Origin of the sequence: Kitasatospora cystarginea (genome assembly GCF_039533515.1) — a bacterium.
Lineage (GTDB): Bacteria > Actinomycetota > Actinomycetes > Streptomycetales > Streptomycetaceae > Kitasatospora > Kitasatospora cystarginea.
Genome location: NZ_BAAATR010000014.1, coordinates 1 through 24,890, shown reverse-complemented (window position 1 = coordinate 24,890; position 24,890 = coordinate 1). Strand labels below are relative to the sequence as shown.

General features: G+C 73.8%; 16 protein-coding genes, 2 tRNA genes and 1 pseudogene. 7 read left to right on the top strand and 12 right to left on the bottom strand.

Annotated elements, in window-relative coordinates; genetic code table 11:
- Positions 1-29: 29 nt before the first annotated feature.
- Positions 30-893 (bottom strand): hypothetical protein, encoded by an 864-nt coding sequence (locus tag ABD369_RS17255; RefSeq protein WP_344637303.1) that lies wholly within the window; start codon positions 891-893, stop codon positions 30-32.
- A gap of 86 nt (positions 894-979) precedes the next feature.
- On the opposite strand from ABD369_RS17255, the gene ABD369_RS17250 reads away from it, so the two are divergent.
- On the top strand, positions 980-1,588 hold the full coding sequence (locus ABD369_RS17250; protein ID WP_344637302.1) for a GNAT family N-acetyltransferase: 609 nt from the start codon (positions 980-982) through the stop codon (positions 1,586-1,588).
- A gap of 70 nt (positions 1,589-1,658) precedes the next feature.
- Complete coding sequence (locus ABD369_RS17245; protein WP_344637301.1) at positions 1,659-2,402, top strand: sensor domain-containing protein; 744 nt, start codon at positions 1,659-1,661, stop codon at positions 2,400-2,402.
- A 21-nt stretch (positions 2,403-2,423) separates the two neighbouring features.
- Here the strand turns inward: ABD369_RS17245 and ABD369_RS17240 are convergent, their stop codons facing one another.
- The 9 genes from ABD369_RS17240 to ABD369_RS17200 form a co-directional block, all read right to left on the bottom strand.
- A complete protein-coding gene (locus ABD369_RS17240) occupies positions 2,424-3,572 on the bottom strand; it encodes a hypothetical protein (protein ID WP_344637300.1) in 1,149 nt (382 codons plus the stop codon).
- A gap of 135 nt (positions 3,573-3,707) precedes the next feature.
- The gene (locus ABD369_RS17235) at positions 3,708-3,932 is read right to left on the bottom strand and encodes a hypothetical protein (protein ID WP_344637299.1); all 225 of its coding nucleotides are present in this window, start codon (positions 3,930-3,932) and stop codon (positions 3,708-3,710) included.
- Between the two features lie 468 nt (positions 3,933-4,400).
- Positions 4,401-4,474: transfer RNA gene (locus ABD369_RS17230), tRNA-Met, on the bottom strand.
- Positions 4,475-4,548: 74 nt separating this feature from the next.
- Entirely contained in the window at positions 4,549-5,901 is a 1,353-nt protein-coding gene (locus tag ABD369_RS17225) for a PrsW family intramembrane metalloprotease (protein WP_344637298.1), read from the bottom strand.
- 377 nt (positions 5,902-6,278) lie between these two features.
- A complete protein-coding gene (trmB, locus tag ABD369_RS17220; protein ID WP_344637297.1) occupies positions 6,279-7,109 on the bottom strand; it encodes a tRNA (guanosine(46)-N7)-methyltransferase TrmB in 831 nt (276 codons plus the stop codon).
- Positions 7,110-7,275: 166 nt separating this feature from the next.
- Positions 7,276-8,514, bottom strand: coding sequence for an L-2-hydroxyglutarate oxidase (gene lhgO / locus ABD369_RS17215; RefSeq protein ID WP_344637296.1), 1,239 nt, complete (start codon positions 8,512-8,514; stop codon positions 7,276-7,278).
- A gap of 162 nt (positions 8,515-8,676) precedes the next feature.
- On the bottom strand, positions 8,677-10,254 hold the full coding sequence (locus ABD369_RS17210) for a TROVE domain-containing protein (protein WP_344637295.1): 1,578 nt from the start codon (positions 10,252-10,254) through the stop codon (positions 8,677-8,679).
- A 418-nt stretch (positions 10,255-10,672) separates the two neighbouring features.
- Positions 10,673-10,734: transfer RNA gene (locus ABD369_RS17205), tRNA-Ser, on the bottom strand.
- Positions 10,735-10,957: 223 nt separating this feature from the next.
- Positions 10,958-12,379 carry an NsdA family TPR-like regulatory protein gene (locus ABD369_RS17200; RefSeq protein WP_344637294.1) on the bottom strand — a complete coding sequence of 474 codons (1,422 nt, stop codon included), beginning with the start codon at positions 12,377-12,379 and terminating at the stop codon, positions 10,958-10,960.
- 958 nt (positions 12,380-13,337) lie between these two features.
- Between ABD369_RS17200 and ABD369_RS17195 the strand changes: the two genes are divergently transcribed.
- The 3 genes from ABD369_RS17195 (at position 13,338) to ABD369_RS17185 (ending at position 17,109) form a co-directional block, all read left to right on the top strand.
- On the top strand, positions 13,338-15,617 hold the full coding sequence (locus ABD369_RS17195; protein WP_344637293.1) for an asparagine synthase-related protein: 2,280 nt from the start codon (positions 13,338-13,340) through the stop codon (positions 15,615-15,617).
- A 150-nt stretch (positions 15,618-15,767) separates the two neighbouring features.
- A complete protein-coding gene (locus ABD369_RS17190; RefSeq protein ID WP_344637292.1) occupies positions 15,768-16,262 on the top strand; it encodes a universal stress protein in 495 nt (164 codons plus the stop codon).
- A gap of 118 nt (positions 16,263-16,380) precedes the next feature.
- On the top strand, positions 16,381-17,109 hold the full coding sequence (locus ABD369_RS17185; protein ID WP_344637291.1) for a DsbA family oxidoreductase: 729 nt from the start codon (positions 16,381-16,383) through the stop codon (positions 17,107-17,109).
- Positions 17,110-17,124: 15 nt separating this feature from the next.
- On the opposite strand, the gene ABD369_RS17180 is transcribed toward ABD369_RS17185, so the two are convergent.
- Positions 17,125-19,317, bottom strand: coding sequence for a sigma-70 family RNA polymerase sigma factor (locus ABD369_RS17180; RefSeq protein WP_344637290.1), 2,193 nt, complete (start codon positions 19,315-19,317; stop codon positions 17,125-17,127).
- Between the two features lie 268 nt (positions 19,318-19,585).
- Positions 19,586-20,932, bottom strand: coding sequence for a TetR/AcrR family transcriptional regulator (locus ABD369_RS41160; RefSeq protein WP_425557639.1), 1,347 nt, complete (start codon positions 20,930-20,932; stop codon positions 19,586-19,588).
- Between the two features lie 381 nt (positions 20,933-21,313).
- On the opposite strand from ABD369_RS41160, the gene ABD369_RS17170 reads away from it, so the two are divergent.
- Positions 21,314-22,672 carry an NAD(P)/FAD-dependent oxidoreductase gene (locus tag ABD369_RS17170; protein WP_344637442.1) on the top strand — a complete coding sequence of 453 codons (1,359 nt, stop codon included), beginning with the start codon at positions 21,314-21,316 and terminating at the stop codon, positions 22,670-22,672.
- Positions 22,673-23,009: 337 nt separating this feature from the next.
- Positions 23,010-24,302: pseudogene (locus ABD369_RS17165) on the top strand (PP2C family protein-serine/threonine phosphatase); the annotation flags it as partial.
- Between the last annotated feature and the right edge of the window lie 588 nt (positions 24,303-24,890).

The window sequence follows — 24,890 nt, the reverse complement described above, 5'->3', positions numbered from 1 at the left end:
GGGTCGCCGGGCGTACGGCGGCCGGCCGGTCAGGCGTCCGTGCCCGCCAGGTACTCCTCGATCTCCGCCGTCTCCGGCTCGGGCGCCAGGTCCGCGAACTCCGCCACCAGCAGCTCGGGCAGCCCCGGTACCGTCCACTCCCCGCACAGCCGCAGCGCCTCCGCCGCCACCGCCGCCTCGAAGTCCTCGAAGTCACCGGCGAGTTCGTCGGGCATCGGCAGGCCCAGCGCGTTCCGCCCGGCCAGATTGCGGTAGCTGCGCCGCATCAGCCGGTTCTCCAGCAGCAGCCGCGCCCCGTCGGTGGCCATCCCCACCGAGAGCACTCGCGCCCGGTTCCAGCCCTCGTCCCCCTGCACCGGCTCCATCGGCCCCAGCTCCTCCAGCCAGACGAAGCACGCGATCCGCTGGTCCTCCGTCAGTGCGCGGAACTCCTCCAGCCAGGCCCGTACGGCCGCCGCGTCGCTGACGTCCACGCCGTCCGCGCGCAGCAGCAGCGTGTACAGCCGGGGCCAGGTCAGCAGGTGCGGTCGGCGCAGCAGGTCGCAGAGCAGCTCGCCCTGCCACTCGGCCTCCGCGTGCAGCCTGGCGTGCCGCTTGGCGTTCAGCCGCCGGGTCGCCCGCTGATGGTCGATCAGCAGCCGCACCGCCCGCCCGTACGCCTCCGGTTCGGCCACGGGCTGTACGTACAGGTGGAGCTGCTCGTGCAGCAGCTGCTCCAGCAGCGGCGAACTCAGCTCGGGGAAGCCCTCGTGCATCGACGCGCCGCCGAGCTCCAGCAGGGTGAGCACCGTCCGCAGCGCCTCTTCGGGCACCGGCTCGTACCCGTGCTCGGCCGCCCAGGCGAGCAGATCGGTGGTGCGGGTACCCGGGGTGAGCTGCAGATCGTGGTTCACGCTACGTACCGTAGCCGGTGCCAGGGGGTACGGCCTCCGTGCGGGTGCCGCACCCGTAGCCGGGGCCCGCTGTAGGGTCGGACGGCATGGAGCCAGAACCGGGACCGGCCGGGTCGGGGCGGGCCGTGCTGCTGACCGGCCCGCGCCTCGCCCTCCGCGAGTTCCACCACACGCCCCGCGACGTGGACGCCCTGCACGCAGTCTTCGGCGACCCGGAGGCCGCCAGGTACCTGCCCTTCGAACCACGCGACCGTGAGACGTGCGCCGACCAGATCGAGCTCTACGTCGAACAGGCCGAGGCCGAGCCGCGCACCGTCTACCGGCTCGCCGTCACGGTGCTCGCCGCCGACGAACCCGAGTACGCCACGCCGATCGGCACCGCCGTCCTCGACCTCGGCGACCACCGCTCCGCCACCCTCGGCTACGCGCTGCGCCGGGACGCCTGGGGCAACGGGTACGCGACTGAAATCACCGCGCTGCTCTGCGAGTTCGGCTTCCGGACCCTCGGACTGCACCGCCTCGCCGCCCGGGTCGACCCGGAGAACACCGCCTCCGTCCGCGTGCTCACCAAGGCCGGCTTCCAACGGGAGGGTCGCATCCGGCACGACCTGTGGCTGCGCGGCACCTGGTACGACTCACTGCTGTTCTCGCTGCTGGAGGACGAGTGGGTGGCGCCCGCTGCAGGACGGGGGTAGGGACAACCCCACCCCCGACTCGGCAGCGGGCTGCATTACGGCGGCGGCCCGGAACTGACACCGTTGAGGTGTGAGCACGGACGACACCAGGGGGACCGCGATGAGCAGCACCGCCACCGACAGCATCCACCGCACCGCCGGCCGCCCCTCGGGGGACGGAGCCGGGCCGCGGGGGTCCTTCTGGCTGGCCCCGGTCACCGCCGCCACCTGGCGGCAGGCCGGCTTCGCGCTGACCTCGCTGCCCCTCGCCGCGGTGGGCTTCAGCTTCGTCATCGCCTTCTTCAGCGCCGGTGTCGGTCTGGCGGTCACCGCACTGGGCCTGCCGGTGCTCGCGCTGCTGCTCGTCGGCGCCCGCGGGCTCGGGGCCCTGGAGCGCCTCCGGGCCCGTACGCTGCTCGGCGCCGAGATAGCGGAGCCGGCCCCGGTCCGGCCCGGCCGTCCCGGTCTCTGGGGCCGGATCACCGCCCAGCTGGCCGACCCGGCGGGCTGGAAGGCGGCGCTGTACCAGGTGGTGATGTTCCCCTGGAGCATCCTGAGCTTCGTGGTCTCGACGGTCTTCCTGGCGGTCGGCTGGTCGCTCGCGCTCTATCCCGCCTACCACTGGGTGTTCCGCAAGTACGTGGGCTGGCCGGGCATGCGGCTGGTCGACTTCACCACCGAGAGCGGTCACTACGAGTACTACATAACCTCGGCCTGGCAGATCGCGGGCGTCTCGCTCCTCGGCATCGCGTTCCTCTACCTCGCAGCGGGCCTGGTCCGCACGCTCAACGGCGTCAGCCGAGCGGCCATCCGGGGCCTGCTCTCCGACCGCTGAGCGCGGGCCGGCCGTGACCGGCTAAGCCTGTGCCGTCGCCCGCGCCCCGGCCGCGGTCTCGTCCGGGCCCGCTCCGGTTCCGGTCGCGGGTGTGGGCACGGTGGGGGTGCCCGCTCCGGCGGTTCCGGTTCCGGTCGCGGGTGTGGGCACGGTGGGGGTGCCCGCTCCGGCGGTTCCGGTTCCGGTCGCGGGTGTGGGCACGGTGGCCGCTCCCGTTCCGGTCCCCTCGGGTGTGGCCAGCAGCCGCAGGATCTCCTCGCCGACCACGCGCCGCCGCGAGTACGGCGGCACCGCCCGCACGTTGCGCAGCTTGTAGTCGACCGCCTCCCGCAGCATCGCCCGCTGCTCGTCCGTCAGCGTCCCGCCGGTGGCGATCTCCCGGGCGGCGAGCAGCGCCTGCAGCAGCTCGAACGGTGAGAGGTTGCGGTCGACCGCCCGGATGATCAGATCGAGGTTGGCCGGGTCGGGCTTGCCCTGGAGCAGGGCGAGAGCCTGTACGCGCAGACCCTCGACCCCGGTGTCGAACATCTTCCGGACCTCGGTCGAGGTGTAGTCGAGGTTGCTCGCCGAGTTGGAGGTCTGGGCCACCGAGTCCGCCAGGGTCTGCCGGTCGGCGGTGGAGAGTGCACGGGCCAGCAGCAGCCGGGTGAGCAACCACCCGGACAGGAACCCGAGCACGCCGAAGTAGACCACCACCACGTCCACGAACACGGACGCGCTGTTCCCGCCCCCGACCAGCGGCGCCAGGGCGTCGCCCAACTGCCGCAGCCGGTGCGGCACCGCACCGAGCTGGGTCAGCCCGGCACCCAGCAGGATCTTGGTCAGCCAGTCGGAGGCCCGTTCCAGGTTGGTGTTCGGCGCATAGCTCGCGGTGGAGGTGGCGCTCAGATCACCGGGGTGCGCGGCCGCGCCGCTGCTGAGCAGGCGCGGGATACCGAACAGGAAGCCCAGTCCGCCGCCGACGGCCGTGGACATCGCGGCCACCAGCAGGCCCCCGCCGAGCATCCCCATCCAGTGCCCGCTCGCCGCCGAGCAGAGCGCCAGCCCGGCCAGGCCGGCGGCGACCACGCCGCCCAGGCCGTACTGCACCTGAGGGGCGAGTCCGTGCTCGTAGCCTCCGTGCCCGCGGCCGACCGCCCTGCGGCGCGCACCGGCCTTCGGCCTGGACATCGCACCTGACACTGATCCGGACTCCGAACCGATCACTGACGGCCTCCCCCGATTCACCCGTGAGTCGCAGCGACTGTAGCGGTCATCGCCGGAGCCGGACAGGGAGTTGGAGCGTGGCGGGGTTCAGGAGGCGGTCTAACGCTTGCCGGACCGGGAGTACGGCCGGTCCCTGAAGCGTCGGCGGACCTCCCGGGCCGAGGTCCGCAGCTGGGTGAGCAGCAGCAGGAGCAGCCACGGGCCCGTGATCAGCAGGGTGTTCCTGGCCCAGCTCTGGTGCGCGATCCGGACGGACGCCCAGGAGAGCACCACCGTCAGGGCGAGACCGGCGACCAGAAGCACTCGGCGGAGGTGTCTGGTCATCTGGGGCTCCCGGGCAGTGGCGCATGGCGGATCACAGTGCCGACCAGTCTTCCCGGCTCACCTTCGGGCGATCCTAACGTTCCACAGATTGGGATCACTGGATCGAAAGATTGGGATCACCGGATCGAATCCGACCCAGGCCCGGAAATGCCGAACCCCCGGGGCCTCGCTCTGAGGGTCTCCCGGGGGAACGACAACATCTGCGCGGTAACGCGTCCGCGGGGGCCGAACCTAGTAGGCGGCCGCCACGGAGGCGCGCCCGAGCGAGTCAGACGCGCATACGTGCGCAGTAGCGTGTGTACTCAACTCAGGATCACCTCCTTCCGTGTTCTGAGCCCAACGATAGGCAGGCCGAAGACCGGAGGCAACGGATTATCCGCGCGGGAGTGCGGAGCGGGCGCGCTGAGAAGCGGAGCGGGAACGCAGAAGGCCCGGCAGACGAATCTGCCGGGCCTTCTGGCTACTGAGTAGCGGGGACAGGATTTGAACCTGCGACCTCTGGGTTATGAGCCCAGCGAGCTACCGAGCTGCTCCACCCCGCGTCGGTGAACACAACAGTACGGGAGAGTCGCCGATAAGGGAAATCGGTTCCGTCACGGGCCCGGCCGCGGGTGGCTCATGCAGCCTTCCTCCGTCTGGCCGAGCGCCCGGCAGCCGGATTGCCGGCCGGGTGGTCCGGGTGTCGGCCGATCCGCAGGCTCCGGGCCCGGGCCCAGACCGCGAAGCAGACCAGGGCGACGAAGGCGGGCACCATCACTGCCCCGTACACCAGCAGGAAGCCGTGGGTGCCGAGACCGGCGGCGGCGTTCCAGGCGCCGTGCAGGGCCATCGCCAGCAACAGGCCGACCGGTGCGGCCAGCCGGGCCGCCCAGCGGCGGCCGGTGGTCAGGCCGATCGCGATGCCGAGCCCGGTGAGGGCGCTGAACAGCGGGTGGGCGAACGGGGAGAGCAGGCCGCGCAGGACGAAGGTGTGCACGGTGGTGTCGAAGTCCCGCAGGCTGGGCGGCTCGCCGAGGCCGATGCCGTCCAGCCTGGTCTGCTGGTCGTCGGTGAAGGCCCGCCCCAGATAGAGGGCGTTCTCGGTGAACCCGAAGCCGCAGGCGGTGACCCCGCCGAGGACCACCCCGGCGGCCAGGGTGCGCGGACTGGAGCGGGCCCGGCGCCGCCCGTCGCGCGGGTGCGGGCCGTGGTAGGTGACCGGGCGGAAGTACGGCAGCGGACGCAGGTACCGGCGCAGCCGGGGGGCGTTGCGCAGGCGGCGCACCGAGCGGCGCAGCGGCGCCGGGGACCGCCGGGCCAGGACGGCGCAGGTGCGCTCGGCTCGGCAGCGCAGCCGCCGGTGCAGCGGGAGCAGGAGGATGACCAGGGCGGCGCCCTTGGCGCTCTCCTCGATCAGCGGGGTGGCGAACTCGGCGCCGATCGTCTCGCCGCGCGCGCTGCCCTGGTGGGCGATCAGGAAGTCGCTGGCCCAGCCGTTCGCCATGATCGCCACGGTGGTCGCCGCGAAGGCGCCCCAGGCGAGGCAGAACAGGGCGTGCCGCAACGGCACCCGGGCGGTTTGGTTGAGCCAGGCGAGCGCGCCCAGCACGAAGGGCAGTGGCAGCAGCGCCAGCCCGAGACCGACCAGCAGTCCGGTGGTGCCGGTCTGTCGGTGCACCAGGTCCAGGATGAGCACGCCGCAGGCGGCGAGCGCGGCGGCGGCCAGTGCGGACGAGAGCGCGGGATAGCGCAGCTCGGCGGCCCGCCGGAGCAGGCTCTCCAGCCGGACGTACGGGGGCCAGGCCAGCAGTCGGTCGGCCCGTCGCACCCGGGGCCCCGGGATCGGTCGGGTGCCGGCGGAGTGCGCGGACGCGCTGGCGGCGGACCCGGGTGGTTCGGCGGCGTCCGGCGCAGCGGCCAGGGTGGGGGAGGCGGCTGCGGCGGGGAGCGCTGCGTCGGGGGATGGGCCGTCGCTGGACGGACTGCTCACCCGGAAAGGGTAGGGGAACGGCGCGATTCCTGGGAGCCTCGCGGCACGATCGGTGTCGGGAGGGTCACCGCGGGTGACGCTGCTTCAGGTTGCTCGGGGTGCCGTCGCCGTGATCGTGGCGTCGCCGTGATCGTGGCGTCGCAGTCCGGGAGTTCCGCGTGGCCGGAGCCCGTCGTCGGGTCCTGCCGCCAGGTGTCGCCGTCGGGCCCGCGGTCGGGCCCGCGGTCGGGCCCGCGGTCGGGCCCGCGGTCGGGCCCGCGGTCGGGCCCTACCGCCGGCCCCCTCGTCGGAACCTGCCGCGGGAACCTCTCGATCGGTACCCGCGGCGGGTATCCGCTGCTGGTACCCGCCGCCGGGTGCCGGTCGTCGGGCCGGTCTCAGCGGCGGCGGAACAGCAGGTCGTGTACGACGTGGCCCTTGACCATCCCGGCGCGCTCGAACTTGGTGACCGGACGCCACTCGGGCCGCGGCGCGTAACCCGGTACGCTCCCCGCGGGGTGGTCGGCGGGCTCCAGCCAGCCGGTGCCGTCGCCCTCGGGGTGCAGGTTCTCCAGCTCCGGCGAGGCGGAGAGCACGGCGAGCATCTGCTCGGCGTACGGCTCCCAGTCGGTGGCGCAGTGCACCAGCGCGCCGGGCGCCAGGCGGGGGAGCACCAGGTCGAGGAAGTGCGGCTGGACCAGGCGGCGCTTGTGGTGCTTGGGCTTGGGCCACGGGTCCGCGAAGTAGACCCGCAGGCCGGCCAGCGAGGCGTCCGGCAGCATGTCGCGCAGCAGGATCACCGCGTCGCCGGCGGCCAGGCGGACGTTCTCCGAGCCGTTGCGCTCCAGCATCTGCAGCAGGTTGCCGTGGCCGGGGGTGTGCACATCGGCGGCCAGGATGCCCGTCGCCGGGTCGGCGGCGGCCATCGCGGCGGTGGTCTCGCCCATGCCGAAGCCGATCTCCAGGGTGACCGGCAGGCCGCCGAACAGGCTGCCGAGGTCGAGCGGGCTGCCGTCGATCGCCAGGCCGTACCGTTCCCAGCCCCGGTCCAGCGCACTGGCCTGGGCGCTGGTCATCCGGCCCCGGCGGGGCTGGAAGCTGCGGATCCGGCGCTCGCTGTGCTGGGCCTCGGTGGCCTTGTGCGGGTACATCGGCGCGGGGTACGCGGCCGGAGCGGCGGAGAGCCGGGCGGACGGGGAGGGCTGGGTGCTGGAGGCGGTGGCAGTCACAATCGCCCCATTCTACGGGGGTGCGCCCGGGATCCCCAGGGGAGAGCGACGGCCCCTGAGAGCCCCCGTCCTGTCCCCACCCCGTCCCGCCCCTTTCCTGTCCCTGTCCCGGCTCCTGACCCGGTTCGGTTTGGTTCGGTCCTGCTCCCGTCCCGTTGCTGGGAGCTCAGCCCTCCCGCTCCAGGGCGGCGAGCGCCCGGCGGGCGACCTCGCGGCCGATCGGCAGCGAGGCGGTGGCGGCCGGCGAGGGCGCGTTGAGCACATGGACGGTGCGCCGAGGCGAGGACGGGTCGTCCGGGTCGAAGCCGGCGAAGGCGAAGTCGTCCAGCAGTGAGCCGTCCCCGGCCACCGCCTGTGCCCGCACCCCGGCCGTGGTCGGCACCAGGTCGGACGCCGTGACCGCCGGAAGCAGCCGCTGTACGGCGGCCGTGAACGCCCGCTTGGAGAGCGAGCGGTGCAGTTCGCCGAGCTCGTACCGCCAGTGCCGGCGCGCGATCTGCCAGGTGCCGGGGAAGCGGACCGTCTCGGCGAGGTCGCGCGGCCGGACCGTCCGCCAGTCGTAACCCTCGCGGGCCAGCGCGGGGACGGCGTTGGGGCCGACGTGGACGTCGCCGTGCACACCCCTGGTGAGGTGCACGCCGAGGAAGGGGAACGCCGGATCGGGAACCGGGTACACCAGTCCCCGGACCAACTCCCGCCGCTCCTTGGTGAGTTCGTAGTACTCGCCGCGGAACGGGATGATCCGCGCCCCGGGGTCGTCCCCGGCCATCCGCGCGATCCGGTCGCTGTGCAGCCCGGCGCAGTTGACCAGTACCGCGGTGCGCAGTTCCGCACCGCCCTCGATCTGTACGGCGATCCCGTCCGTGCGTCGCTCGACCCCCTCCAGACCGCAGCCGGTGCGCAGCACCGCGCCCGCCTCCTCGGCGAGCGCCGCGCACCGGCGGGCGACCGCCGGGAAGTCGCAGATGCCGGTGGTGCCGATGTGCAGCGCCGCGATGCCGGTCACCTCGGGCTCGTACGCGGTGATCCCGGCGGCGTCCAGCTCGGTGACCGGGATGCCGTTCTCCCGACCGCGCCGCGCCAGGGCGTGCAGCCGGGGCAGCTCCTCGCGCCCGGTGGCCACGATCAGCTTGCCGGTGACCTCGTAGGGGAGGCCCTGCGCACGGCAGAACTCCACCATCTCCGCGGCGCCCCGGGTGGCGTACCTGGCCTTCAGCGAGCCGGGCCGGTAGTACACGCCGCTGTGGATGACTCCGCTGTTGCGGCCGGTCTGGTGGGCGGCGAAGCCGGGTTCCTTCTCCAGCAGCAGTACCCGCAGATCCGGCCGTTGCCGGGTGAGCGCGTACACGGTGGACAGTCCGACGATCCCGCCGCCCACCACCGTCACATCGAAGTCGTACGCCACAGCAGCACCTTCTTCCTCCCCCGGCACCCGCCGCCCAGGTGCCCGTGCCAGCGATGTTCCCAGGGGCGTCGGGCGATCACCAGGGGGGCGGGAGCCGTGCGGCTCCCGCCCCCGCTGCCCTCGGGGAGCGTCCGGGTGTGCCCGGGGAGCGTCCCGATGCGCCTAGGCCTGGAGCCACGGCCAGTCGGCGTCGCGGCCGGCCTCGAGTAGCGGGATCAGCCGGAACGCCGCGTCGCTGAGCCCGCCGAAGGTGTGCCGGTTGCCCGTCCCGGACGGGCCGTGGCCGGTGGCGTAACCGGCGAGGTTCCAGGTGTAGACCGGGACTTCGTCGGGCACGGGAGCCAGCGGGTCGCCGCCCCAACTGCCGTATGCCTGCTCATCGGTGATCACCACCACCCGGTCGTGGCCCGCGTAGTGCTCGGCGACGGCTTCGGCGGTGTTGGTGCCGCCGAGGCTGTGGAACCGCTCAAGCACCCGGAGCACCGGCTCGCCGCGCCGCACCTCGACCGGTCGGCTGGTGCTGCCGAACTCCACCAGGTCGGCCCGCTCGGCCCGGATCTTGAGCGCGGTGCCGAAGATCGCCGCCGAGTCGGCCCGGTTGAGCTGGGTCTGGGCGCTCGGCCGGTCGAACATCGAACCCGAGCGGTCGACCAGGACCAGCGTCCGGCCGGGCAGGGCGGGCACGTTGGCCAGCGAGTGCCCGAGCGCCTGCTCCAGGGCGTGTCCCCAGCGCAGCGACGGCGCGTTGCGGTGCGCGGCCAGGTAGCGGAACGGGAACTGCCCGGAGCGGGTGACCTCCTCCTTGCCGCTGATCCGCCGGGCCACCTCGGCGGCGACCTCGTCCGAGACCCCGGCCTGGTCGAAGTTGCGCAGGTTGCGCACCAGAGCCATCGACCCCATGGACGGGATGACCGCTTCCCAGGCGGCCGCGTCCAGCGGGCCCTGCAGCCAGCCGGCCAGCGCCTCCCAGGTGAACCCGGCCGCGGCCAGCCGCTCGGCGCCGCCCTCGGCGGTGACGGCGGCGCGGCGCCGTTCCACGGGCAGGCCGAGCAGTTCGCGGTTGGCGGTCAGCAGCCGGTCGCCGGCGGGCGGCAGCGCCTCGTCCGGGCGGTGGCGCCGGTCCAGGGCGTACTTGAACAGGGCGCCCTGCCACGGCTTCTCGGGGTGTGGCGCGGGGTGGGTCAGCTCCAGTACGTCGCCGAAGCGGTACCCCTTGGCGGCGGTGTCGTACTTGAGCAGGGCCCGGCCGTTGTAGAGGCGGCGGACGGCGTCGGCGACGCCGCGCTTGACCGGCTGAGGCAGCCGGCGGCCGTAGCGGGAGGTCCAGTAGGCGAGGAACTCTCCCGGCTCGTCGGGCCGTTGCAGCACCGCGTCGATGACCTGGCGGGAGTGCCCCGGCAGCCCGGCGTCCAGCCGGGCACGGGTGAACTCGGCCGCTCCGACCAGCGACGCGGTCCGCAGGTGCGCGTCGGCGCGCAGCCAGCGGAGCAGCCCGAGCGTCCAGTCGGGCTCGCTGACGGCGAGCCGGCGGACCAGCGCGGTGAAGCGGTCGTCACGGTCGCCGCCGCGCTCGTAGAAGGTGTTCTGCCCGACCATGTTGGTGACCGCGAGCAGGAAGAGCTCGGACTTCTCGTCGCGCAGCCAGCCGGTGCCGCCCTGGTGGTTGGCCACCGTGCGGCCGGTGGTCCGCACGGGTGAGGACGGAACCGGCTTGGCCCTGCGGATGTTGAAGCGCGACATGCTGAAGTCCCCCTGCTGAACGGCGAGAAGGGGAGGGCACGGTGAACGGGGCGCCCGAGATCGGTGCCGGTTCCGGCGAACCGGCGTCGGTGGAGGTGACAGTCAGGTGCTCTACCGATTGAGCTACCGGCCGAGCCTGCGGCTCCGGCCGGCCGGGACTCGAACCCGGAACCGCCCGATCCAGAAGTAACCCCCGCCTGCGCACCGGGCGCCCCGGTGCTGTGCCTCCCGAGATCAAGAGCGGTGGCGGTGTCTTTTGCGGGCTCGAACCGCAGCGCCCCGCTGGGGGCACCTACCAGAGAAGTAACCGCCGCCTGCGCACCGGGAGGTGCGGCAGAACTATTCACGTATGGGTGTCCAGAGGACTGAAGCGGTTGAGGTGACAAGCTGCTCTACCGACTGAGCTACACCGGCCCGAAGCCGGTGACGGGACTCGAACCCGCGACCCGCCCATTAGAAGTGGAAGTAACCTCTACCTGCGCACCTGGACGAGTACGACGGTAGCCAGCGGGCCGCCGGGCCCGCATCTGATTTAGACCGACCGGCAATAGGGCCCGCGGCGTCGCGTGCCGAAGGCTCTCGCCTGGACGCACATCCCTCGTCGCGCGCAGCGCCGCTGCGCTCTCTTCCCCCAGCCTTCGGCCGGGAGGTGCCCCTTCTTCTCCCACGCTCCCTAATGCCGGTCGGTCTTATCCGGCCGAGGTCACGCCGGCGCCACCAGCACCAGTCGCGCCCGCTCGGCCAACTCCCGCACCCTGCGCTCGTCCTGGAACGGTTCGAGGCGGCGCAGCAGCTCCGCCACGTAGTCGCGGCTGCGCTGCGAGGAGATCCGGCCGGCCACCTCGACCGCGCGTTCGCCGGCGGCGACGGCGGCGTCCAGGTCGCCCGCCTCGGCCTCGGCCATCGCCGAGACGACCAGCCGCAGGCCGTGGGAGCGGACGAAGCCCTCGGTCGGACGGGCCAGCGCCTCGCGGGTGAACTGCCGGACCTTGGAAGGGATTCCGAGGTCGCGGAAGCACTCGGCGGCGTCGGCGGCCAGCCGGTCGTAGGCGTAGAAGTCGATCCACGCCGGATCGGGATCACCGGCGCGCGAGCGTTCGAGCGCGCCCTCCGCCGCTGCGAGCGCGGTCGCACACGCCTGCGCGTTGCGGCTCTTCGCCTGGGCCCGTGCCTCCACCAGATGGAAGAAGCTCATGGTGCGGGCGGTCGCCAGCCCCCGGTTCCGCTCCAACGCGGCCTGGGCCAGGTCCACCGCCTCCTCGGCGAAGCCCCGGTAGCTGGCCTGCAGGCTCATCGAGGCCAGCACGTAGCCGCCGAGCGGGACGTCGGCCGCCGCGCGGGCGAGCCGCAGCGCCTGGATGTAGTACCGCTGGGCGGCCTCGTGCTGGCCGGTGTCGAAGGCCATCCACCCGGCCAGCCGGGTGAGTTCGGCCGTCGCGCCGAACAGCGCCCGCCCGACCGCGTCACTGTACGAGGCCAGCAGCAGCGGCGCCGCCTCCACCCGCAGGCACTCCGGCACCATCGAGGAACGCCAGTCGCCGCCCCCGTACTTGGAGTCCCAGCGGCGGGCCTCCTGGGCCGCCTCGCGCAGTTTGGCGGCGTCCGAGTGGCCCACCCGGTAGCCGGTCAGGTCCGGGATCCGCGCCTCGCGGGCCACCGAACCGTCGGCCGGGGTGATCAGCCAGCGCGAGACCGGGGTGGCGTACGCGGCGACCGAGAAGGTGCCGGCCAGACTGTCGCTCCACCGACCGCCGCCGGGGCCGCGCCGCAGGTCCAGATCGACCCGCCACAGGTCCGTGGCGGAGCGCACCGCCTCCGGCACCTCGCGCGGGAAGGCGAGGCCGAGTTCGGGGGTCGGGTCGGTGTCGCCCAGGCCGATCTCCTCGAGCGGGACGGGGCGGCCGAGCTTGCTGCCGATCGCGGAGGCGATCAGATGCGGTACCGGGCCCTGCGGGATCATGCCCTTGCCGACCCAGCGGGCGACCGATGTCTTGTCGTAGCGAAGCGTCAGTCCGCGTTGTGCGCCGAGGTCGTTGACCCGGCGCGCGAGGCCGGCGTTGCTGATCTGGGCGAGGGTGAGGAGTGCGCCGAGCCGTTCGTTCGGCCCTCGTGAGCTGATGGTCATGGTGGCGGCGGCACCCCCTGGCGGCGTCGTGCGGCGGCTGGGCTTCGGTGGTTTTTCCCGGTGTGCTTCGGTGGTACGTCAGTAGTGCCCGGTGCTCCCCGCCGGTCAACCGGCGCCGTGCGGGCGGTACTCGGGCGACTCTTCGATGGTGCTCCCGGCGGTGCGGCTGCCGCGGTGCCGGGGTGGCTCGGGTGCGACTTCCGTCGGCCCCGGCGGCGGGTGGGGTCGATGCGGCTGACGGAAGTCCGCTCGGGGTATGGAAAAGCGGTGCACTGAGCCTGGATGGTGCTTGCACCTAGAGTAGTCGTCCGGGTTCCGAGGGTTAAGAGCCTGCATTCCGGATGGCGGGATCACGCACTGTCGGCGGCGGTTCCGGGGCGGCCCGCCGCAGGCCCGGCGCCGGAGGCCGCACGCCGCGGATCGCCGTGCTCCGGTCCTGTGCAGACGTGCGCCCGGTTGTGCCCCTTGGCCGGAGCGGCAGGTGGGCGATTCGCTGGTGTCCGTGGGTCGGCCCGTCGTCGAGGACCCGGCGGGCCGGGGGACGCCGCCGCCTCCATCCCCGCGGGCGGTGGTGGGTCCGGGAGGGCATGCGGATGCCCTCCCGGGCAGTGCGACGCCTTTCGGCCATCCGTCGATGTCCATGCCAGAAGGCCGCGCGAGGGCGGTTCCGGGCCACGGAGGGGGAGGCCCGGCCCGCTCCCCGTCCCTCTCGGAAAGGCCCCACGTCCCGCTCCCGGGGGCTCTGCGGGCGACAGCGGCCAACCCGGGCGGATCCGGTGGCACCATGTTCTCCAGGCGGTGCGTCGACGTCTGGCGGTGGAACGGCGTACCTGGTTCCTCGTCAGGCGGAGGCGCGATGCGGTGGCTCACGGGCTGGAGCGGGAGCGCGTCCACGGCGAGCGCTGCCGCGGTACGTGGCGTGCGCCAGGCAACCGGTAGCGGATCGCAGGCGCGTTCCATGGCGCGCACGCCTGTTGGCGCATCAGGAACGGGCACACCCTCAACTCCCGTTCTCCCGCGTGCCACCACGGCGCACCCCGCGGCCTCCGCGCCTCCGAGTGCCGTCCGTCCGCTGGCCGCCACCACCCTCTGGTCCGGGCCCAACCCGCTCTGGGCGGTTGGCGACTGGCGCCCCGAGGAGATCCGCCTGGTCACCCTCAGGCCCGGCGCCCCGGTCGTGGTCACCAGTGCTCCGACCGCACCCGAGGCCACCGAGGACGACACCCCGGCCACCACCCGCCTCGCGGTCATCGGCCATTGCGCCGCCTCCGACGCCGAACTCGCCGCCGGCCTGGCCGCCGCCCGCGGCGGCGCGGTCCGCCACCTCACCAGCTGGCCCGGCAGCTACACCGTGGTGCTGCGCACCGGCACCCGCAGCACCCTGGTGCTCACCGACCTCGCCGGCGCACTCCCGGTGTTCCACACGCCCTGGTACGGCGGGACGGCGTACGCCACCGCCGCGCTCCCCCTCGCCGACCTGATCGGCGCCCCGATCGACACCGGCCACCTCGCCGCCCGGTTGGCCTGCCCGGAGTCGCCCGAGGCGCTCGGTACGAGCACTCCGTACCTGGGCGTGCAACGCGTCCCGCCCGGCCACGTGCTGGGCATCCGCGGCGGGCGACCCCACACCGCCTCGTACGAGCCGGAACCCGCCCCCGGACGGCGCGAGGAGGCACCGGCAGTGCGTGAACTCACCCGCACGCTGCTGGAGTCCGTCCGCTGCCGGGTACGCACCTCGACACCTCCCGGCGACCGCCCCCGGCTCGGCGTGGACCTCTCGTACGGCACCGCCTCCGCGACCGTCGCACTGCTCGCCGCCGCCGTGCCGATCGGGCCCTCGGCGGCCCCCGCCGGACCGGGGCCCATCCACCCGGCCGCCGCCGCGCGGAGCGGCGCGGTCAAGGGCTCCTGGGCCCGCCCGTCGGCCGCGGTGAGCCGCCGGCAGGCCGGGGAGCAGCCCGGTGGCGAACCGCTCACCGCCGTCACGGTCGCCGAGGACGGCCTCGACGGAGCCGACGGCGCGAGAGCGGGCGCAGGCACCGGCGTGGGCGAACACAAGGTGGCGCTCGCGGTGGAGGCCCCGCGCCTGCGCCATGTCGTGCTGCCCCCGGTGCTCCCGTACGCCGGACTCACCGGGCCCACGGAAGGCGGTGCCGAGCCGGCGGGCTCCACCGCACCGGCCGGTCCCGGCGACCCGCCGCCGGGACCGCTCACCGACGAACCCGGGCCCGCCCTGATCGCCACCGCCCGCCTGGACGGCCGGTTCAGCCTCGGCGGCGCCGACCACCTCACCGGCTACGGCGCCCGGCACGTCCTCGACGGCCACCCGGCCCGGCTCGCCGACCTGGTCAGGGACGGCCGCTCCCGCGAACTGCTCTCCCCGGTGGTCGCACTGGCCGGGACCGACCTCGCCACCGCGGGCGCCTTCGACGGCGCCGTCCGCACACCCGTCGGCGTGCTGCGCGCCGCGCACCGGCTGGCCAGGGCCCAGTACGCCGAGGCCCTCGACGACATCGCGGTCCGGCTGGTCGCCCGCCGCCCCGCCCGGCGCGGCCGGACGGCCGGCGAGAGCTCGGCCGCCGACCTCGCCTGGTGCGTCCCCGGACCGGCCGCACGCTTCCTGTCCGACGACGCCCTCTCCGCCGTCGCGCAGCGCCTGCGGCTCGCCGCCCGGGGCCCGGTGCCCACCGAACAGCCCGGCGCCCGCCGTGCCAGGCTCGCCCTGCACCGGCACGCCGCCGGGTACCGCACCCTGCTACAGGCCGCCGAACAGCACGGGCAGCGGCTGCACGCGCCCTTCCTGGACAACCAGGTGGTGCGGGCCGCCCGGCTGCTGCCCGACCGGATACGGCTGCAGCCCGGCGCACGGCACGCCCTGCTGCGGTCCGTCCTGGCCGGCGCGGGCCGTACCGACCTGCCGGCCGACTGGGGCCGGGGACCGCGCCCGGACCGAACCGGCGCTGCCCGCACCGGCCTGCGCCAGGCCGCCGACGGGATCAGCGAACTCTTCCGGAGCCCGCTGCTCGCCGAGGCCGGCCTGATCGACCTGCCCGCCGTCCGGGCCGCGCTCGCCCGCGCCGCCGACCCATCGGCCGACCTCCCGCCCGGCACCCTGGCCGGCCTCGCCGAACTGGTGGCCACCGAACTCTGGTTGCGTCGCGTGCACGCCCGTCGCCACGGCTCCAGCTGGACCGGCCTCCCCCAACCCGACCGGCCCGCCCTGCCGCGCCCGGCCTGACCGGCGCGGCACACCCGGCAGGCGGGGGCCGCCGGGAGCGTGGCACCGGTCCCCCGGCTCGACGGCACGCCCCTTCGAGTCCCCGGGGGTGCTTCCGCCCAGCTTCGCGGCGGTCGAGCATGATGGAGGGACCCGTCAGAGGAGCCCCACGTGCCCGAACCCCTCCCGGTACTCGGTGCGCCCCCCACCGCCGATCCGCCCGGTGTGCTGGCCGCCTGCGACGGCTCGGACGGCTCGCTCTGGGCGCTGGACCGCGCGATGACGGAGGCGCAGCTGTTCGGCCTGCCGCTGTACGTCCTGGCGGTGGCCGACCCGTCCCCGGGCGGCTACCCGCCGGGCATGGCCGACCTGGTGCGGGAGAGCGTCACGCGGCTGACCGCCAGCACGGCCGACGGGCTGCGCAGGTCCGTCGCCACCGTCCAGGCGGCCCGTACCCGGCCCTACACGGGCGTGCTCTCGCTGCACGTGGTGCTCGGCAGCGTGATCGAGGTCCTGCTGTCCTGCACCCCGGGCCAGCACACCCTGGTGGTCGGCGCCCGGGGGAACGGCGGCTTCCCCCGGCTGCTGCTCGGATCGGTCAGTACGGCGGCCGTCCACCACGCGGCCTGCCCGGTCCTGGTGGTTCCGGCGCCGCCGGCGCGCTGACACCGGCGCCCGCGCTCCGCTGGTTCCCGGACACTCCCGGAGCGAGCGGGAATTCCCGCAGGTCACTGATGGTTCACCCGTTCCGTCAAGCCACGCCCCGCGACAGGAGCCGTACGTCATGAAGGTCGAGATCTACTCGGACATCGCCTGCCCCTGGTGTTTCATCGGCAAGCGCCGTTTCGAGCAGGCCCTCGACCGCTTCCCGGGCGGGGGCGAGGTCGAGGTGGTCTTCCGCCCGTACCAGCTGGTTCCGGACGCTCCCGAGCAGGCGACCGGGCACCGCGCCTGGCTGGCCGAGCGCTACGGCCCGCAGTCGGTCGCGATGGACGCGCGGGTCACCGAGCTCGGCAAGGCGGACGGCATCGACTACGACTTCGACGCCGCGCTGCACGTCAACACCTTCCTCGCCCACCGGCTGCTGCACCTGGCCGAGACCGAGTACGGCGCCCGCAAGCAGGTCGAGCTCAAGGAGAGCCTGCTGAAGGCGCACTTCAGCGACGGCGTGGACGTCGGTGACCGGGAGCGGCTCACCGAGATCGCAGTCGCCACTGGCCTGGACGGCGCCCGGGTGTCCGCCTACCTGGCGGGGGACGAGGGCGCCGCCGAGGTCCGTGCCCAGCTCGCGGAGGCCCGTGCACTCGGTATCACCGCCGTGCCCACCTTCGTCTTCGAGGGCAGGTGGGCCGTCCAGGGCGGCCAGGAGGCGTCCACCTTCCTCCGCGTCCTGGAGCAGGTCACGGAGCAGATGGCCGGGCAGGCTGCCGAGCAGGCCGTCGCCGAAGCCGCGCAGCCCCGGCCGGATGCCGCCGGGACCGCCGCCTGCGCGGACGGCACCTGCGCGATCTGACGGCCGACCGGGCGCTCAGCCGCAGCTGAACCGCGCGTCGGCCCAGTCCGCCAGGGTGAGCAGCCCCCAGCCGCCGTGCACCGGGGCGACCACCAGCCGGATCGTCCGCCGGCCGTCCAGCGGGACCCGTACCGGGACGGGGTCGTCGCCCTGCGCGAACTCGGCCGAGCGCCACAGCGTCGTACCGTCCCGGTCCTGGACGCTGAAGACGACCTCCCCGAACCGCGCGGTGAGGTCGTCCAGACCGGCGACGGCCCGGAAGGACGAGCAGCCGCGGTTGAGGTCCACGGTCACCGTCGAGAACGGGTGCATGCTCAGCCCGTGCCAGTAGCGCTGACCGCCGATCCAGACCTGGTCGCGCTGCCAGACCCAGTCGGTCGCGCTGCCCTGGATGCTCGGCCCGGCCGACGGCAGGCGGTCCGAACCCTGGCCGAACGGGAGGTCGTTCACCCAGAAGTCGGTCGACGGCGGCGGTGACGGCTCGACGGTCGGAGTCGGAGTCGGAGTCGGTTCCGGTGTCTCCGGGGGTGTGGTCGGCTGGACGGACGGTGCCGGGGTGGGCGACGCCGTCCGCTGCGGGCTCGGCGACCGCTCCACGCTCGGTCCGGGGACCGGCGTCGCGACGGCGGCCCGGCTCGGCCGGGGCGTGGGTTCCGCTGCCCTCCGGCTGGGGACGGGGGTGGGCGTGGGCTCCGGCGCCGGCGCGGCCGAGGGAGTGCCGGACGGCGCCGGGCTCGGCTTGGGTGCCGCCGGCGGACGCGCGGGCGAGGAGACCGCCGGCGCGGCCTTGGGCTCCTTCGGCGTGGGCGAGTCGGTCAGCGCGTAGGCGGCCACCGCGGCCGCGGCCACCGCGACCCCGGCGGCGATGCCCGCCTTGGCGACCACCCCGAGGCCCTCACCGGCGGCAGCCCCGACAGCCCCGCCGCCTCCCGCCGTCCCGCCGGCACCGGCGGTACCCGCGGCACCACCGGCTCCGGCCGCGCCCGGCGTACCCGCCGCCCCCGTGCCGGCCGCGGCGCCGCCGGCCACCGCCGCCGTACCGGCGGCGCCCAGGCCGACCGCGGCCGCGGCCGCCGTGAAGTACCCGGCCCCGACCCAGACCAGTACGCCGCCGGGCAGGATCGCCCGCAGCCCGGTGTTGATCTCGGTCAGTTCGAGGTAGGCGGCCGTGCAGCGGTCGCACTCCTGGACGTGCCTGCCCACCTCCGCCGCGCCCCGCTTGCGCAGCGAGCCGCGGGCGTACGCGCCGAGCCGGCTGGCGTACGTCTCGCAGTCCCGGGTCTGGCTGCCCGACACATGCGCCTGCAGGAAGGCGACGGCCAGCCGGTCGCGGGCCCGGTGCGCCTGGACCGCCGTGGCGTTGGCGGTCTTGCCGAGCATCACCGCGACGGTCTTCGGGGACTCGCGCTCGACCTCGGTGTGCCAGAGCACCACCCGGTCGTCCTCGGGGAGTCCGACGAAGGCCTGCATGACCATCCGCTGGTCGGCCATCGCCATCGCCCAGGCGTCCGCGCCGGGGTCGGCCAGGTCGAGGTCCACGGTGGCGGGGGAGGTCTGTGCGAACGCGCCGAAGTCGTCGACGAGTTGCTCGTGCCGCTCGCTGCGGGTCCAGGCGGTGGCGACGTTCCGGACCGCCGTCAGCAGGTAGGCGCGGACCGCGAAGTCCGGGCCCTTGCCCGAGCGCAGGGCCTGCAGGGTGCGGGCGAAGACCTCGCCCGCCAGGTCCTCGGCGGTGAAGCTGTCCCGGCAGCAGGTCCGGGCGTAGCGGCGCACCGCGTCGGCGTGCCGCCGGTAGATCTCCTCGTACGCGCCGTCGTCGCCGGCCCGTACCAGGGCGGTCAATTCGGCGTCGGAGGGCGGCCGTTCACCGTCCACCGGGTCGGCGGGGGCCGGTACCACGGCGCGGGCGACACCGTCCCCGGACGTGCTCCGGTCCCGGCCGCCGGCGACGAAGGCTTCCGGGGTGACGCCGCCCTGCCCGGCCGGTGCCTGTCCGGGCACTCGCCCGGAGAGCGACTCCCGGATCGGCGCACCGGCCTGGTCCGGGACCTCGCCGGCCCCATGGCCGGGCCCCCGGCCAGGCTGCTGATGCGGGGTCTGCTCCGGTGCCGGCCCCGGTACCTGGGGCGGCTGGGACGACTGGGGCGGGGTCTGCTGCCCCGGCAGGTCGCGGCCGTAGCCGTGGTCGTTCTGCTCCTCGGCGCTCAACGCGGCCTCCAGCGCTCGGCACGGCCCAGGGCGCGGACGCCGCCATGGCTCGGCGAGCCGTGCCCCCCGGCGCGACCGCAGGGAACGGTGCGCCGATCCGAGGGCGCATCCTGGTCACCCACAGTCGGGCGAACTGTACGCAACGGGACAATGGCTCCAACCACGGCCAAAGAATGGCATAGTGCAGCGGCCACTGGTAGCCGACCGTCCGCGCCCCACCCTTCCGGGCAGCCTTTGGCGGGTGCGTTCGGGTAGGAACTGTGGTGTGTCAGCGGGCCCGTAGACCGTTCAACAGGATTTGCAGCAGCCGGTCACCTGGGGAACCCTCCGTCAACTCCCCGGCCGCCCGGCCGTCCGGCTCCCACGCGCCGGTGCCGCGCTCACCTGCGGACCCGAGACCGCCGGAGCCGGCCGCCGTGCCCCGGGCCGGATGACCCTGGCTCACATGCACCGGTACGGCTGCGGTCAGCACCAGCACCACGTCCGACACCGTGACTCCGGGCCGCAGTTCACCCGCGGCACCGGCCCGTGCGACCAGCGCCGCCAGCAGGTGCAGCAGCAGCCGGGGGTCGGCGTCGTAGGCCGGGTGGGCATCGGCCTCCGCGGCGCGCTGCTCGGGCACCCACGGCTCCGTGAACCCGAACTCCCCGACACGGCGCTCGCCGCCGCCCTGAACACCGAAGCCCGGCCGGTCCGGGCTCTGCGTTCCGAAGCCCTTCGCCCCGAAGCCGTCCGGTCCCAGGTGCGCTGCCTCGATGCCCTGCGGGGGCGGGAAGCCCGGGGTGCCGAGGCGCTGTTCGGCGAAGTGCTGCTCCGGCACGGTGTGCTCGGGCAGCCGCTGCTCAGACACGTGCGGTACGGGTGACTCGCCGAGTTCCTCCGCGTAGCGGAACGCCGAGGGCGGCAGCAGCCGGCCGGCGCCCGAACCGACCGCTCGCGCCAGGTAGCCGGCCAGCGCCTCCCACGGCTCGGAGCTCCCGTAAAGCGACTCGCGCGCCTGCTCGGTCAGCCACGTGACCTCCTCGGCCGCGATCCGCTGGACCAGCACCTCCTTGCTCGGGAACCGCCGGTACACCGTGCCGACCCCGACCCCCGCCCGCCGGGCGACCTCCTCCATCGGGGCGTCATAGCCGAGTTCACCGAAGACCTGGCGGGCCGCGCGCAGCACGCTCTCCAGGTTCCGGCGGGCGTCCACCCGTAGCCGGGAGGGTGCGCCAGCGCGCGGTGAGTCCTCGGATGCGCCGTAACCGCCGTGTGCGCCCGGGGCGCTTGCGGTGCCATTTGCGCCGTACGCGCTCTGACTGCCTGGCGCGCCGTGCCCGGTCTGCGCGCTGTACGCGCCGTGCGTACCGTATGCGCCCTGTACGCCGTGCGCGGCGGAGCCGTACAACTCGCCTGCGCCGGGCCCGCGCTGCTCGGGCACGACACCGCCGGCCGTGCCGAGACCGCCGGGGCCGTCCGGTGCGCCGCTACCGCCAGGGTCCTGCCCGGCGCTGTGCAGGCCGGCCCGGCCCGAAGAGATTCCGCCGAGACCACCGGTGCCGTCGAGACCGCTGCTGCCGTCCCCGGTTCCCGGTGCCACCTGGTGGCCGAGCACTCGTTCCTGATCCGTCATCCCAAAACCTCCCCCCGCAGGCGCCCGGCATCGGGCGTCGCTGCCTGGCCAGTTCGCACCCCCCGGTGCGCGCAGTTCCGCCGCCCAGGACAGGGCGGCCTTCCTGGATCACCCTTCCCCGGTTGGCCCTGACGCAGTCGGCCATCACGGTGGTTGGCGTCGGCCGATTCCGGGCTGGCGCACAATCCGACCATAGTTCAAGGAAGTTCGGGGGAGAAGTGGCCCTAAAACCGAATGCCAGGACAGATCTCGCCCATCCGTAACGGAGCATTCCGTACCACTTCCGGCACGGCCTGTGGACAAAACCCTTCCCACAGGGCGTCATGGATCCGGGAAGCAGGTCACATCGGCAGCCAATCGGCAGGAGGTGCCCTCATCAGGATCCTGATCGCCGGCGGCGGCTGCGCCGGAACGTCCGCCGCACTCCGTCTCCAGCAGCTGCTCAGGCCCCAACTCGACGACCGCCGGGTCGAGATCACCGTGGTCGAGCCGCAACCCTATCTGACCTACCATCCGCTGCTGGCGGAGGTCGCGGCCGGCTCCATCGACCCGAGGCACGTGGTCGTACCGCTCCGTCGGCTGCTGCCGCACTGCCGGGTCCTCACCGCCCGGGTCACCCGGATCGAACACGCAGCGCGCCGAGCCTGGATCGACACCGCCGCGCGCGGCGAGCACAGCGCTCCCGCCGAACTCGCCTACGACCTGCTGGTGCTGGCGCCCGGTGCGGTCTCCCGCACCGCACCCGTCCCGGGCCTGGCCGAGCACGGCCTCGGCTTCGCCACCGTCGGCGAGGCCGTCAGCCTGCGCAACCACGTGCTGGAACAGCTCGACCTCGCCTCCTCCACCCGGGAGCCGGCCCTCCGTCAGGCGGCACTCACCTTCGTCTTCGTCGGCGCGGGGTACGCGGGCGTCGGCGCGACCGCCGAGCTGGAGGACATGGCCCGCCACGCCGTCAAGGGCTACCACAACCTGGCCGTCGAGGACCTGCGTTGGGTGCTGGTCGAGGCGACCGACCGGATCCTCCCCGAGGAGTCCCCGGAACTGGCCGCCCACACCCTCGCCGAACTGCGCGACCGGAGCGTCGACGTACGCCTGGGCACCACCCTCGACTCCGCCGCGGACCGGGTGATGACCCTCTCCGACGGCAGCCGCTTCGCCGCCCGCACCCTGGTCTGGACGGCCGGCGTCCGGCCGGCGCCGTTCCTCCGCGAGACCGACCTCCCGCTGGACGCCGTGGGACGGGTCCGCTGCCTGCCCACGCTCCAGATCGCCGGCTCCGACGGCGCCCCGCTCCCGGACGCCTGGGCCGCGGGCGACTGCGCGGCCGTGCCGGCTTCCGCCGTCGGCACCCCCGTCGCCCGCACCGCCGACCCTGCGGTCGTGGAACTCTGCGCCCCCAACGCCCAGCACGCGACGGCGCAGGCCGAGCTGCTGGCCGCGAACATCGCCGCCGGGCTCGCCGGCCGTCCGCAGCAGCCCTACCGGCCCGCCCGCCAGGACTGCTCGACCTCTCTCGGCCTGCGCCGGGGCGTCGCGCGCACCAAACGCGGCCACCTCACCGGCCGTCGGGCCTGGTGGCTGCACCGGGCCCGCCATCTCCAGCGGCTGCCCAGCCTGGACCGGCGCGTGCGGGTGCTGGCCGACTGGCTGCTCGGTGGCCTCTTCAACCGGGAAGTGGTTTCGCTCGGTTCGATCGAGCACCCGCGCGCGGAGTTCGAGGCGGGTTTCCGGGAGCACTGAAACCGGTCGGACCCGCTCCGCCGTACCCGGTCCCGGCCGGGCGAGTCGACCGGCGTGGACCGGGCCGTAGATCCGTCGGACCGGCCCGTCGTCTGCATTGCCGGCCGCGCTGTCGGCGAAGCCGGCGAGTGACCGGCGGCGGAACCGGTCTGTTGATCTGCACCACCCTTCTCGTGCGGCGGCCCCGTGGCGGGCCGTACGCGCCGCAATGGTCATACGACTTCCGAAACCGGGTCCCGGCCTGACAGGATCTGCCCAACCGCGTCATCACGACGCGTGTCGATGTACACACGAAGTGTGATTGTCCATCTGGAAACTGACCGAGGAAGCGGCCGAGTTGAACCTCATGCGCTGGAGCGCCCGGCTCACCGGAGCCCCGTGGCGTGCCGCTCCCACCATCCCGCCCGGCGACCCGGTCACCGTCCCGGCACCCCGCGACCCCAGTGCGACACCCGGCCTGCTGGATCCGCGCGACATCCAGGACCTGTACGACCTCCGGGACGTACTCGCCCGGCTCCCCGCGCCGGTCGCCGTCACCTACGGTCCGCAGCACCAGCTCGGCTACGCCAACCGCGCCTACCGTGAGCTCTTCGGCGAGCGCGCCAACGGACTCCCGGCCTGCGAAGCCCTTCCCGAGCTCGCCGCGCTCGGGGTGCTCCCCCTTCTGGACCAGGTCATCCGCAGCCGTCGGCCGCGCAGCGTCAAGGCCCGCTGCATCCTCGGCCTCAGCGGCAACCGCTACTACAACATCTCCTGCGTACCGTTGGGCGGCGGAGAGGAGAAGGCGTCCCCGGCGAGGACATCTCAGCCGAAGGCATCTTTGGAACAGCGGCCGGCCCCGGTCGGCGTCCTGGTCTTCGCCGCTGAAGTCACCGACCAGGTCCAGGCCGCCAGCCGCGTCCGCGAGGCCGAACACCGTCAGCGGGCGGCCGCGGTCACCCTGCAGCGCAGCCTGCTCCCGCAGAAACTCGAACAGCCCGCCGACCTCCGCGTCGCCGCCACCTACCAGCCCGGTGGAGCCGACGCCGCGGTCGGCGGCGACTGGTACGACGTCATCGGCCTCGGAGGCGGTCGGACCGCACTCGTCATCGGTGACGTCATGGGCCGGGGCCTGCGCGCCGCCGCGGTCATGGGCCAGCTGCGTACGGCGGTCCGCGCCTACGCCCGGCTCGACCTGCCGCCGCACGAGGTCATGACCCTGCTCGACGGCCTCGCCATGGAGATCGACGCCAACCAGATCGCCACCTGCACCTACGCCGTCTGGGACCCGGCCCCCGGCACCCTCCTCTACGCCTCCGCCGGCCACCTCCCCCTACTGCTGCGCTGCCCCGACGGCACCGTCCTGCGCGGCGAGGAGCAGAACGGCCCACCACTGGGCACCGGCGGTGGCACCCACCACTCCCACACCCTCCGCCTCCTCCCCGGTACGACCGGTGTCCTCTACACGGACGGCCTGGTCGAACGCCGCGACGAGGACATCGACCAGGGCCTCGACCTGCTGGCCCGCACTCTCGGCGGCGCCATCGGGGACCCGGAGATCGTGTGCGCCCGCCTGCTCCGAGCCATGGGTGTCACCTCGGAGCACGACGACGACGTCGCGGTCCTCGCCTTCCACGTTCCGCCGGCCGCGAGCCCCGAGCCGCTCCTTGACTCGACCGAAGCAGAGGTCTAGAGTTCTTCGAGCTGCCTGGCAGGGAGCACCGGACACGCATCGGCGCGGACGGTCCCGGGGCGGCCAATCCTCTGAAACACCACTTCTTCTGTTCGGGCTGGGTCGTGCCTTGTCGCGGCTCGGTGCGAATTGTTGTTGTGTTTTTCTGGATTGCGGCCGGGATTCGCTTCGTGGAGCGGGGATCGGCTAAGGTTTGAAACGTCGGACGGGCCGTCAGGCCGGGTCCGGTGAAAAGCCTCCTGAAAGCCGGGAAGCGTGAAAGACGAGTCAGAGGGATCTGATAGAGTCGGAAGCGCCGAAAGGCCGAAGGAAAGCAAATCGGATGAATGAGGCTCTGGAAAACGGAGCGGAAAACATCTGATAAGCTGGAAATACGAAAGAACGAAGCGCCCGGAGGTTCCGCTGGAAGGCGGTCCGAAGGAAGCGTCCGTTCCTTGAGAACTCAACAGCGTGCCAAAAGTCAACGCCAGATATGTTGACATCCCCGGCCTCGGATCCTTGTGGTTCGTGGTTGGAGATTCCTTTTGAAATACACAGCGAGGACGC

What these genes read in the sequence shown, in the direction of transcription:
- ABD369_RS17235 (WP_344637299.1), bottom strand. Translation starts at nt 3,932, where the DNA reads ATGACCAGACACCTCCGCCGAGTGCTTCTGGTCGCCGGTCTCGCCCTG.
- ABD369_RS17250 (WP_344637302.1), top strand. Translation starts at nt 980, where the DNA reads ATGGAGCCAGAACCGGGACCGGCCGGGTCGGGGCGGGCCGTGCTGCTG.
- ABD369_RS17200 (WP_344637294.1), bottom strand. Translation starts at nt 12,379, where the DNA reads ATGACCATCAGCTCACGAGGGCCGAACGAACGGCTCGGCGCACTCCTC.
- ABD369_RS17195 (WP_344637293.1), top strand. Translation starts at nt 13,338, where the DNA reads ATGGCGCGCACGCCTGTTGGCGCATCAGGAACGGGCACACCCTCAACT.
- ABD369_RS17240 (WP_344637300.1), bottom strand. Translation starts at nt 3,572, where the DNA reads ATGTCCAGGCCGAAGGCCGGTGCGCGCCGCAGGGCGGTCGGCCGCGGG.
- ABD369_RS17210 (WP_344637295.1), bottom strand. Translation starts at nt 10,254, where the DNA reads ATGTCGCGCTTCAACATCCGCAGGGCCAAGCCGGTTCCGTCCTCACCC.
- ABD369_RS17185 (WP_344637291.1), top strand. Translation starts at nt 16,381, where the DNA reads ATGAAGGTCGAGATCTACTCGGACATCGCCTGCCCCTGGTGTTTCATC.
- ABD369_RS41160 (WP_425557639.1), bottom strand. Translation starts at nt 20,932, where the DNA reads ATGACGGATCAGGAACGAGTGCTCGGCCACCAGGTGGCACCGGGAACC.